The 10,320-nt window shown below is 57.2% G+C and carries 11 protein-coding genes; 7 read left to right on the top strand and 4 right to left on the bottom strand.

Features of this window, described 5'->3' with window-relative positions; all coding sequences use genetic code 11:
- The coding region (locus QRD42_RS17145; protein ID WP_321987696.1) for a histidine kinase dimerization/phospho-acceptor domain-containing protein at positions 1 to 1,067 on the bottom strand (1,067 nt) is incomplete at its 3' end.
- Positions 1,060 to 1,740, bottom strand: a complete 681-nt coding sequence (hprR, locus tag QRD42_RS17140; RefSeq protein ID WP_321987695.1) for a response regulator transcription factor HprR — start codon at positions 1,738 to 1,740, stop codon at positions 1,060 to 1,062. The genes QRD42_RS17145 and hprR, both read right to left, overlap by 8 nt.
- Before the next feature lie 133 nt (positions 1,741 to 1,873).
- On the opposite strand from hprR, the gene uraH reads away from it, so the two are divergent.
- Together uraH and QRD42_RS17130 are read left to right on the top strand one after the other, a co-directional pair.
- Complete coding sequence (gene uraH / locus QRD42_RS17135; RefSeq protein ID WP_072568984.1) at positions 1,874 to 2,284, top strand: hydroxyisourate hydrolase; 411 nt, start codon at positions 1,874 to 1,876, stop codon at positions 2,282 to 2,284.
- Between the two features lie 6 nt (positions 2,285 to 2,290).
- Positions 2,291 to 2,779, top strand: coding sequence for a GlcG/HbpS family heme-binding protein (locus QRD42_RS17130; RefSeq protein ID WP_321987694.1), 489 nt, complete (start codon positions 2,291 to 2,293; stop codon positions 2,777 to 2,779).
- A gap of 63 nt (positions 2,780 to 2,842) precedes the next feature.
- On the opposite strand, the gene QRD42_RS17125 is transcribed toward QRD42_RS17130, so the two are convergent.
- Positions 2,843 to 3,727: a LysR family transcriptional regulator gene (locus QRD42_RS17125; protein ID WP_321987693.1), complete on the bottom strand. Its 885-nt coding sequence runs from the start codon at positions 3,725 to 3,727 to the stop codon at positions 2,843 to 2,845.
- Positions 3,728 to 3,896: 169 nt separating this feature from the next.
- On the opposite strand from QRD42_RS17125, the gene QRD42_RS17120 reads away from it, so the two are divergent.
- The 4 genes from QRD42_RS17120 (at position 3,897) to QRD42_RS17105 (ending at position 8,543) form a co-directional block, all read left to right on the top strand.
- A complete protein-coding gene (locus tag QRD42_RS17120) occupies positions 3,897 to 5,033 on the top strand; it encodes an alpha/beta hydrolase (RefSeq protein WP_072568981.1) in 1,137 nt (378 codons plus the stop codon).
- A gap of 95 nt (positions 5,034 to 5,128) precedes the next feature.
- Positions 5,129 to 6,319, top strand: a complete 1,191-nt coding sequence (locus tag QRD42_RS17115) for an MFS transporter (protein WP_415877720.1) — start codon at positions 5,129 to 5,131, stop codon at positions 6,317 to 6,319.
- 459 nt (positions 6,320 to 6,778) lie between these two features.
- Positions 6,779 to 7,558 (top strand): MBL fold metallo-hydrolase, encoded by a 780-nt coding sequence (locus tag QRD42_RS17110; protein ID WP_072568979.1) that lies wholly within the window; start codon positions 6,779 to 6,781, stop codon positions 7,556 to 7,558.
- A 16-nt stretch (positions 7,559 to 7,574) separates the two neighbouring features.
- Positions 7,575 to 8,543: a GlxA family transcriptional regulator gene (locus QRD42_RS17105; RefSeq protein WP_321987692.1), complete on the top strand. Its 969-nt coding sequence runs from the start codon at positions 7,575 to 7,577 to the stop codon at positions 8,541 to 8,543.
- Positions 8,544 to 8,559: 16 nt separating this feature from the next.
- On the opposite strand, the gene QRD42_RS17100 is transcribed toward QRD42_RS17105, so the two are convergent.
- A complete protein-coding gene (locus QRD42_RS17100) occupies positions 8,560 to 9,765 on the bottom strand; it encodes an MFS transporter (RefSeq protein ID WP_321987691.1) in 1,206 nt (401 codons plus the stop codon).
- Positions 9,766 to 9,866: 101 nt separating this feature from the next.
- Here QRD42_RS17100 and QRD42_RS17095 point away from each other — a divergent pair, with 101 nt between their 5' ends.
- Positions 9,867 to 10,313, top strand: a complete 447-nt coding sequence (locus QRD42_RS17095; RefSeq protein ID WP_321987690.1) for a winged helix-turn-helix transcriptional regulator — start codon at positions 9,867 to 9,869, stop codon at positions 10,311 to 10,313.
- Positions 10,314 to 10,320 lie beyond the last annotated feature (7 nt).

The raw sequence follows: 10,320 nt of genomic DNA, 5'->3' as shown, positions 1-10,320 counted from the left end.
GTGATCGCCCGCTGGAACAGCATTTTGTCGGCAGTGAGGCTGCCGTCAGCGTGGAGTTCGATAACCATTTCCCTTTCTTCTGCCAGCGGCTCCAGAAAATCGATAAGGGTTTCCAGTGCGTCATGCAGTAAGAAGGTTTCTTTATTGAGTTTAATATTGTGGTGGGTAGCGCGCGCCAGAAAAAGAATGTTTTCCGTCAGCCGCGACAGGCCTTCCAGCTCTTCAATATTCCCTTCCAGCAACGCCTCATATTCCTCTGTGGAGCGCGCATGGCCCAGCGCCACCTGATTCTGGCCTAATAACACGTTGATGGGCGTGCGTATCTCATGGGCCAGATCGTCGGCAAACTGGGTCAGACGGATAAAGTCCGTCGACAGGCGCTGGCGCATGGCATTCAGCGCCTCGCCAAGGGGCAACAGCTCTTTCGGGATCGCCTGAAGCGGCACGGTGTGGGTTAAGCGATCGCTGCCGGTTTCCGCCATGATTTGACTCAGGCGGCCAATGGCCCGCAGCCCGCGGCGGATCAGCAACGGGCTGATGGCAGCGCAGAGTAAAATCGCCGCCAGCGACACCAGAATACTTTTCTGGCGATACTGCTCCAGCATCATCGCCCGCTCCCGCGCCACCCGCGCCAGCGTAATGGTCACCGGCCCTTCCTGCGAACGGGCCTGCAGGCTCAGCGCCGAGGCTTCGGTCTGATCCGCGTTGACCCAGCGGTGTAGCTGCTGCTCGCCAGGGGGGGTGCTGACCGGGGTGGGGGACATCTCCGGCAGCGTCACGCCGGTATGGTTAATGCTGACGTTCTGCTCATGCTGTGTGCGGATACTGAGAATATCCTGACGAATATCCACCATACGGTTGAAATAGAGCGGCAGAGACGCCGGATGCGCGCCGTCTTCCAGCAGTTGCCGTAACTGGGCGGCGCGGTTGATCAGCGTCTGATCGTCGCGCCACACCAGTTCGCTGCGTAACGCGTTATACAGGATCAGGCTGATACCGCCGCAGGCCAGCGCCATGATCAGCGTGAAAATGGCGGTCAGCCGCAGGGTGAGGGAAGGGCTATACACGGCCTGGCTCCTGATCGGACAAACAATAGCCCATGCCCCTTACCGTGGTGATGAGCTTCTGCGGGAAAGGATCGTCAACTTTACGGCGCAGGCGGCGGATGGCGACATCCACAATGTTGGTTTCGCTGTCAAAATTCACCCCCCAGATTTCACTGGCGAGCAGCGTGCGGGGCAGAATTTCACCGTGGCGGCTGGCGAGCAGCCACAGCAGCATGAACTCCTTGCGCGTCAGCGATACCGGTATGCCGTCGCGCGTTACCTGAAAGCGCGCCGAGTCCATCACCAGATCCGCCACGCGCAGCGTGGTGCTGTGCGGCTGATGCTGGCGCAGCTGATTTTTGACCCGCGCCAGCAGCTCAGCGAAGGAGAAGGGTTTGACAAGGTAATCGTTCGCCCCCAGCTCCAGGCCTTTCACGCGATCCTCCACCGAATCCCGGGCGGTAAGGCAAATCACCGGCGTGTTGCTGGCGGTGCGCAGGGTTTTCAGCACCTGCCAGCCATCCATGCCCGGCAGCATAATGTCCAGGATGACGAGGCTATAAGAGTGCGCCAGCGCCAGGTGCAGGCCGTCCCGCCCGTCCGCCGCGTGATCCACAATATAGCCCGCTTCCTCAAGCCCTTTTCGCACCCAGGCGCTGGCTTTCTGGTTATCTTCAATCAGTAACAGTTTCATGAAATCAGTTTGCCACGAAATTTTGGGTCGCCCCAGCGTTTCAGCCGCAGATGACAATATGGTCATCTTTCTGACAGGCAATCGGCGCGACCACGGGGGTATAACAGCAGGGTGATTAACAAGGAGATCAACCATGAAAAATTCCATCGCTGCTTTATCCCTCGCAATGCTGCTGGCCGCACCAGGCGTGACCTTTGCTGCCAGTAAGAACCCGATAAGCGTGCACGTGCTGAACCAGCAAACCGGCCTGCCGGCGCCGCACGTGGCGGTGACGCTTGAGCAGAAACAGGGTGAAAACTGGAAGGTACTGAACACCGCCAGCACCGATGACGATGGCCGCGTGGCGGCGCTGTGGCCGGGCAAACCGTTCGAAGCGGGCGACTATCGCGTGACCTTTAAAACCGGCAAATACTTCGCGGATCAGAAACAGGAAAGCTTCTTCCCGGAAATCCCGGTGGAATTCCATATCAGCAATACCACCACCACCTACCACGTTCCGCTGTTGCTGAGCCAGTACGGTTACTCCACCTACCGCGGGAGCTGAGCATAAATGAAACGTCTTATGCTTGCCCTGGCGCTGGCGACGGGGCCGGTCATGGCCTTTGCCGCCGGGCCTGCCACGGTTTACGACATGACGCAGGAACTGAGTAATAAACTGGCAACCGAGGCGCTGGCGATCTGTCATGGTATGGATCGGCAGGGTGTGGTGGCCGTGGTGGATCGCGGCGGCAACCTGGTGTCGCTGATGCGGGATGACAACGTCGGGCCGCATAATACCCAGGCGGCGTGGCGTAAGGCCTTTACGGCGCTGTCCACCAAAACGCCGACCAAAGAGTTTGCCAGAAAAGCGCAGTCCTCTCCGGATACGGTTAACCTGAACACCGTGAATGAGCTATTGCTGCTGGGCGGCGGCGTGCCGGTGAAATACCGCGGCCAGGTGATCGGAGCCATTGGCCTTGCGGGCACCGGCGGCGGAGACTCGGACGATCGCTGTGGCGCTGACGCTATTCGTAATGTGCTTGGTAACGAGCAGCAGTAATAGTGCTGAAAAGCGGGGAGGCGTTTTTTCCCCGCTTTTACGTGTAGTGCAGCAAAACCACGCTTACATTTTCAGCGTATCGATCACCGCCCGCAAAGCAGGGGACACTTTGCGATGAGGGTAGTAAAGAAACGAACCGTCCAGCCGCAGGCTGTACCGCTGCATGACTCTGATAAGCGTGCCTTGCGCTAAGTCTTCGGCCACCAGTTCCTCCGGGACATATGCCAGGCCCAGACCAAGCCGGGCCGCTTTTGCTTCCATATAGCTGTCTGCAAAAGCCCACTGCCCCTGCGGTCTGTGAGTGATTTTTTTCCCGTCCTGAATCAGTTCCCAGGCATAAAGATTGCCATCGCCAAACTGGTAAGCGATGCAGGGATGTATCACTAAATCCGCGGGTGTTTGCGGGAAACCGTAGCGACGAAAATGCTCCGGTGTACCCACTACCGCCATCTCCATGTCAGGCGTGATCCTCACCGCAACCATGCCGCTGGCGACCTCCGGCCCCAGCCGTATTCCCGCATCAAACCTTTCCGCGATAATATCGACAAACCGGCTTTCATTGATGAGTTCGAGCCTGATATCAGGATAGCGCTCTTTAAATATCGCCAGCTTCGGAAGCAGCACTTTATCAATAGCGTGCAGACTGGCATTGATACGCACCGTGCCGGAAGGCGTATTGCGATAATAGGCCAGGGTGGAAAGCCCTTTGTCCAGCGCGTCAAACCCGGACTGCACCGTCCGGTAGAGTTGTTCGCCAGCCTGGGTTAAGGATAATTTGCGCGTGGTACGAACCAGAAGCTGGACGCCCAGTCTCTCTTCAAGCTCACGTATTGAACGACTGATCCCGGACTGCGCCAGTCCAAGTCGCTGTGCCGCAGCGGTAAAACTCCCTTCCTGCACCACCAGCATAAACAGATAGAGATCGTTATAGTTTTCCCGTTTCGCCACCGGTCTGCCTCGTCGCTATTTATAACAATATGATATTAATCTTAGCATTTATACCCCTCTAATCATCACAATAACAGCTCATTACAATGAGCGCATGGCAATAAAGCACAGCAGCATTGCCCGTATCAGACCACTACAAACCACACCTTATTGTTAGGGGAAACATGTCATGAAGGCTTTCACCAGAAAACTGTCACTCTCCATACCTGCCATGCTGCTATGCGCATCATTAAGCGGAGTCACGACCATGAGCTATGCACAAACAACGAATCCCAATGCGCCCGTGTCGATGGTTGAAAAGTGGGATAAAACTTTTGCGGAAAGCGCGAAGGTTGATCACCGCAAAGTGACCTTTCAGAACCGTTATGGGATCACTTTAGTCGGGGATCTTTATATTCCAAAAGATCGGGGAGATCGCAAACTGGCGGCCATTGCAGTTAGCGGCCCTTTCGGTGCGGTCAAAGAACAATCCAGCGGCCTGTATGCGCAGACGCTGGCTGAAAAGGGATTTGTCACTCTGGCATTCGATCCCTCTTATACCGGCGAAAGTGGCGGCTACCCGCGTAATGTCGCGTCTCCTGATATCAATACCGAGGATTTCAGCGCGGCGGTCGATTTTCTGGGCTTACAAAAAGAGGTGGATCGCAACCGTATTGGTCTGCTCGGGATCTGTGGCTGGGGCGGCATGGCGTTGAGTGACGCAGCGATGGATACCCGCGTTAAGGCGGTTGCAACCAGTGTCATGTACGACATGAGTCGCGCCATGGGTCATGGTGTGGGCGAGGGCAAAGACCGCTATTCAACCGCCGACCGCCGTGCGGTATTGCAGTATCTGAACGAACAGCGCTGGAAGGATGCGGAAAGCGGTACTGCCGCGCCGGGCGGGCATGATATTTATGTCGATGAGAATGGCAAAGCCAGTGCCGCCGGGCGGATCCTGCCGGAGGCTTTACCCGCCGATCCACATCCGGTACTGAAAGAGTTTTATGACTATTACCGGATGCCGCGTGGTTTCCATAGTCGCTCTGTCAATTCAACCGGTGCATGGAATGCGACAATGCCGTTGTCGTTTATGAATCTGCCGCTGCTGAGTTATGCCGGGGAAATTACCATTCCTGCACTAATTGTTACGGGTGAAAAAGCACACTCACGCTATTTTGCGGAAGATGCCTTTAACGCCGTTGGCAGTAAAGCGAAAGAGTTAGTGATTGTTCCGGGGGCAAATCACGTTGATTTATATGACAACGCGGCCGGAAAAATACCCTTCGCGAAATTCGAGCAGTTCTTCAAAACCAATTTAAAGTAACACGCTGAGCCAGTTATTCCAGAAAAGCCACCTGCGATGCGCAGGTGGCTTTTATCTGTTTCCGTCTGGCCGGGAAAAGATTAAGAGATATTGTCATGTCTGTACTGAATTCTGATGCCTCACACACAACATCATCCGCGCACTGGGGCGGTGTCTTTGCCATGACGCTGTGCATTTTTGTGCTTATTGCCTCTGAATTTTTACCTGTCAGTCTGCTGACGCCGCTAGCAAAAGATTTGCAGGTTTCCGAGGGGCTGGCCGGTCAGGGGATCGCTATTTCAGGTGCTTTTGCAGTATTGACCAGCCTGACTATTTCCAGGCTTGCCGGTGATCTGAATCGAAAATATCTGCTGCTGGGGCTGACCTTCCTGATGGCCGTATCCGGCGTGATTATCGCCCTCGCGTCCAGCTACTGGGCTTATATGGCGGGAAGATCGCTGATTGGCATCACCATTGGTGGCTTCTGGTCAATGTCGGCGGCGACCGCCATCCGTCTGGTTCCTCAACATCAGGTACCCCGGGCGCTGGCTATCTTTAACGGCGGAAACGCACTGGCCACGGTGGTGGCGGCTCCGCTCGGCAGTTATCTGGGGGCAACCGTAGGCTGGCGAGGGGCTTTTTTATGCCTGGTGCCCCTTGCGGTCGCCGCTTTTATCTGGCAATGCGTCAGTTTGCCCGCGATGGAAGTCAGCAAAGCGCAAAAATCCGGCGGTTCTCTGCTTCGCCTGCTCAGACGCGCTGTCGTCGCAACAGGACTGCTGGCTTGCGGCGTGTTCTTTATGGGCCAGTTTACGTTGTTTACCTATGTGCGCCCCTTTCTTGAGACCGTCACCCGCGTGGACGCATCGGGGCTGTCTTTTATTCTGCTCGCCATGGGGATCGCGGGGTTTATTGGCACGCTGACCGTAACAATCCTCCTGAATCGGCGGTTTTATCTGACGCTAATCATGATCCCATTGCTGATGGCCATTATCGCCGGAACGTTACTGCTGACAGGGCAACAGATCTGGATTGTCGCTGTGCTGTTAAGCCTGTGGGGCCTGCTTGCGACAGCCGCGCCGACGGGCTGGTGGACATGGCTGGCACGAACGCTGCCCGAGGATGCCGAAGCAGGCGGTGGTCTGATGGTCGCCGTCATACAGCTTTCGATTGCGCTTGGCTCAACGGCAGGTGGTCTGGTGTTTGACAGCCTCGGATGGCAAAGCGCTTTCGGGCTGAGCGGCGTATTATTGCTGTTTGCGGGTGCGATGACGTTTCTGGCCTCCCGCCAGCATGGTCGCGGATAAATTGGCCTGATGTCATTGCTTATTGGCTGGCGGGCGGCTCACGTTCACCTGTTCTGATNNCCCTGTTTACGGTGCCCTACGTAGGTTCATTTCTCTTTATGGGCATAATGGCGTCGGTCGGCCTGCTGCTCTTGTCGCTTTACTCTGTGGCGCTTCCGGATTTGGAATAATGGTGCTGGGCCTTACCGCCACCCCCGTTGCCATGAAACATTTTGGTTTTGATCTCTCACAAATTGCAGTGGTGATACAGCTTCATATATCGGTGGCACCAGCCTGCTTGCCTTGCAGAATAAGCGTCGCCGGCTCGCGAAGGAAAAGGCGATTATTCCGCTGCCGTAGGCGGGATACGCCGGTTGATATTGACCTGATTTCATCGGCGAATGACCCCCGAGCCTGTCACGTATCCTTTACTGCTCCTCGTATAGTAAGCCTGAATCTGACTAATCACTGGAGCCATAAATGAAATTAACGCAAATCCGTAATGCCACCCTCGTGCTGGACTATGCCGGGAAAAAATTCCTCATCGATCCCATGCTGGCGGAAAAAGAGGCCTGGGAAGGCTTTGCCGGGAACGCGCGTCCGCACCTGCGCAATCCGATGGTGGAGTTGCCGGTACCGGTTGAAGAACTGCTGGCAGTAGATGCTGTGATCCTGACGCATACTCATACCGACCACTGGGATGAAGCCGCACAACAGCTCGTACCTAAAGAGATGATTATCTATACACAGAATGAGAGTGACGCCGCGCTGGTACGCTCCCAGGGTTTCCTGAACGTGCGGGTATTACGGGAAGAAAACGCTTTTGTTGATGGCCTGACCATTTATAAAACCGACGGTCAGCACGGCAGCAACGATCTGTATGCCGATCCGCTGTGGGGTGATTTACTGGGCGATGCGTGCGGGCTGGTGTTCACGCATCACCATGAAAAAACGCTCTACATCGCAGGGGATACCGTGTGGGTCAAACCCTATGTCCGCAGTTTGCAGCGCTTCCAGCCGGATGTGGTGGTACTGAATACCGGTTATGCTGTTAACGATCTTTACGGGCCGATTATCATGGGCAAAGAAGACACGCTGCGCACGCATAAGATGTTGCCTGCTGCGACTATTGTGGCCTCGCACATGGAATCCATAAATCACTGTCTGCTGACCCGTGCCGAACTGCGTGAATTTACGCTTGAACAGGGGATTCAGGATAAGGTACTTATTCCCGCCGACGGTGAAACGCTGACTTTCTGATCACAGGATAAAGGTTATGTCTGTTCTTACGGTTGCCGTGATTGCCACGGTCGGCTTCAGTCCCTTCCATTTTTCGGTACCCTGTATTTTATTCGGACAGGCGATGCCGCAGCCGGATCTCTTCCGCGTAGAAATTTGTGCGGAAAAACCTGGCGTGGTGCTGTCTGATATCGGGTTGTCGATTAACGTTGAGCACGGCCTTGAGCAACTGGACAGGGCAGACATCATTATTGTTCCCTTCTGGAATAAACCCGACGAAAAACCCGCTCAGGAATTGCTGGATAAACTTATCAGCGCCTGGCAGCGTGGCGCTGAAGTGGTCGGGCTCTGTTTAGGCACTTATGTGCTGGCTTACGCAGGGTTACTGGATCACCATCGCGCCGCAACCCACTGGGAGTTCGAAAAAGATTTCACCGAACGCTTTCCCGAGGTTCATCTGGATCGCAACTCGCTGTACACCAGTGATGAGCGCCTGATCACCTCGGCGGGTACCGCCGCCGGGATTGACTGCTGTCTGAATATCATTCGCGACCATTATGGCTCGGCGATTGCCAACCGCGTGGCGCGCCGTATGGTTGTGCCGCCGCACCGGGAAGGCGGTCAGGCGCAGTTTATTGAGCGCCCGGTGCCGGGGTCCACGCGCGACAGCAAAATGAACGAACTGATGGACTACCTGCGTCGCAATCTGGATAAGCCGCACGATCTCGACGCGCTGGCGGGGTTTGTCAGCATGAGCCGACGCACCCTGACGCGTCATTTTTTCAAAGCCACCGGCACCACTATTGGCGAATGGCTGACCGCCGAGCGCCTGCAACGCAGCCAGGAATTACTGGAAACCACCGACAAGAGTATTGAAAGCGTCGCGGCGATGGCAGGCTTTCAGTCGCCGATCTCGTTCCGGCAAAGCTTTAAAGCAAGATTCAGCGTCAGCCCAAGCGAATGGCGCAGGGCCTTTCGCGGCCCGGAACCGGTGGAGCGCGTGTAAATCTCGCGGCGCGGTTTCATGCCGCGGCCGCTTTGTCTGTTATCCACCAGAACCCCAGCGCCAGCAGACTGACCACCGCGCCCAGCAGGCACACGCCCGCCCAGCCAGCGCCAGCCCAGGTGAGAGTGGTGCTGATCGCCCCCAGCCCGCTGCCGACGGCGTAAAACAGCATATAAATCCCGACCAGACGGCTGTGCGCTTCCGGACGCAGACGGAAAATCAGGCTCTGGCTGGTGACGTGCAGCGCCTGGCCGCCCAGGTCCAGCAGGACGATGCCGATCACCAGCGTCAGCAGCGAACTTTCCATCATCGACAACGGCCCCCAGGCTAGCACCAACACCACCAGCGCCATTGCGCTGGTGCGCCGGGCATGTCCCTGATCCGCCCATTTCCCGGCCCGGGACGCTGCCAGCGCGCCGACCACCCCCACCAGCCCGAACGCGCCGATAACCGTGTGCGAAAAGCTGAACGGCGGCGCACTCAGCGGCAGCACCAGTGCGCTCCAGAAAATGTTAAACGCGGCAAACATCAGCAGCGCCAGCATACCTCTCACGCGCAGAACCTTTTCCTCGCGCAGCAGCGTCAGCATTGAGGCCAGCAGGGGCAGATAACCTAAGCCATGCGTAGCCGGTAACAGCACGGGTAGCCGTCGCCACAGGGGAAGGGCGATCAGCAGCATCAGCAGCGCGGCACTGAAATAGACGCCGCGCCAGCCCGCCAGATCGCTCACCGCCCCGGAAAACACCCGCGCCAGCAACAGCCCGATAAAGACGCCACCCTGCGCCGCCCCCACCACGCGGCCCTGCTCACCGGGCGCGGCGGCGCTGGCGGCACAGGCGATCAGCCCCTGCGTCATTGCCGTGCCGAGCATCCCGACCGCGAGCATCCCCGCCAGCAGCACCGGGGCCGAACGCGCAAGGCCGACCACCACCAGCGCGATAATCAGCGCCAGCAACTGGATCGCCATCAGGCGACGGCGCTCCAGCAAATCCCCCAGCGGTACCAGAAACAGCAACGCCAGCGCGCAGCCGATCTGCGTGGCGGTGATCACGCCGCCCACCGCCGCGTGGCTGATGCTGAAATCCCGCGCCAGGGCATCAAGCAACGGCTGGGCGTAATAAACATTCGCCACGCTCAGGCCGCTGGCGATGGCGAAAAGCCATACCAGGCTGCGTGACAGGGGGGCGACTCCGGGAGGAGCAGTACAGGCATTTGCGGTCACAGGATTTTCCTATTCTGGTTGCAAAACAAAACCGATTGTGTGTCAGCTAAAGTAGTTTTAAAATGCAACCAATGCAAGTCCCACCCATTTCAGGAGTAATCATGAAATCCAGTACTGCGCTGAGCAGCGCCCCTTGCCCGGTGGCGCGCACCGTTGATCTGATTGGCGATCGCTGGTCGCTGCTGATCGTCCGCGACGCGTTTGATGGTATGCGCCGGTTCAGCGATTTCCAGCGCAGCCTCGGGGTGGCAAAAAACATTCTTACCGATCGGCTGTACAGGCTGGTGGAGGCGGGCATTCTGGCCCGTGAAGACGCCCCGGACGGATCGGCTTACCAGCACTATGTGCTGACGCCGCAGGGGCAAAGCCTGTTTCCGGTGGTGGTGGCGCTGCGTCAGTGGGGCGAGCAGCATCTGTTTGCGCCTGGCGAACCGCATTCAACGCTTATCGACAGGCGCACAGGTAAACCTCTGCCGCCGATGAAGGTGCAGGGCAAGGACGGCACGGTGGTCTCACCGGAGGATACCGAAGTGCGGAAAGTGACCTGAGGCCACG

Source organism: Enterobacter sp. PGRG2 (genome assembly GCF_030291195.1).
Classification (GTDB): domain Bacteria; phylum Pseudomonadota; class Gammaproteobacteria; order Enterobacterales; family Enterobacteriaceae; genus Enterobacter_D.
The sequence above is the reverse complement of the archived record's forward strand: the minus strand, read 5'-3'. Positions and strand labels throughout refer to the sequence as shown.

Bases quoted from the DNA above. Each gene is read 5' to 3' on its own strand.
- QRD42_RS17110 (WP_072568979.1), top strand. From the start codon at position 6,779: ATGAAATTAACGCAAATCCGTAATGCCACCCTCGTGCTGGACTATGCC.
- QRD42_RS17095 (WP_321987690.1), top strand. From the start codon at position 9,867: ATGAAATCCAGTACTGCGCTGAGCAGCGCCCCTTGCCCGGTGGCGCGC.
- hprR (WP_321987695.1), bottom strand. From the start codon at position 1,740: ATGAAACTGTTACTGATTGAAGATAACCAGAAAGCCAGCGCCTGGGTG.
- QRD42_RS17120 (WP_072568981.1), top strand. From the start codon at position 3,897: ATGAAGGCTTTCACCAGAAAACTGTCACTCTCCATACCTGCCATGCTG.
- QRD42_RS17115 (WP_415877720.1), top strand. From the start codon at position 5,129: ATGTCTGTACTGAATTCTGATGCCTCACACACAACATCATCCGCGCAC.
- QRD42_RS17105 (WP_321987692.1), top strand. From the start codon at position 7,575: ATGTCTGTTCTTACGGTTGCCGTGATTGCCACGGTCGGCTTCAGTCCC.
- QRD42_RS17130 (WP_321987694.1), top strand. From the start codon at position 2,291: ATGAAACGTCTTATGCTTGCCCTGGCGCTGGCGACGGGGCCGGTCATG.
- uraH (WP_072568984.1), top strand. From the start codon at position 1,874: ATGAAAAATTCCATCGCTGCTTTATCCCTCGCAATGCTGCTGGCCGCA.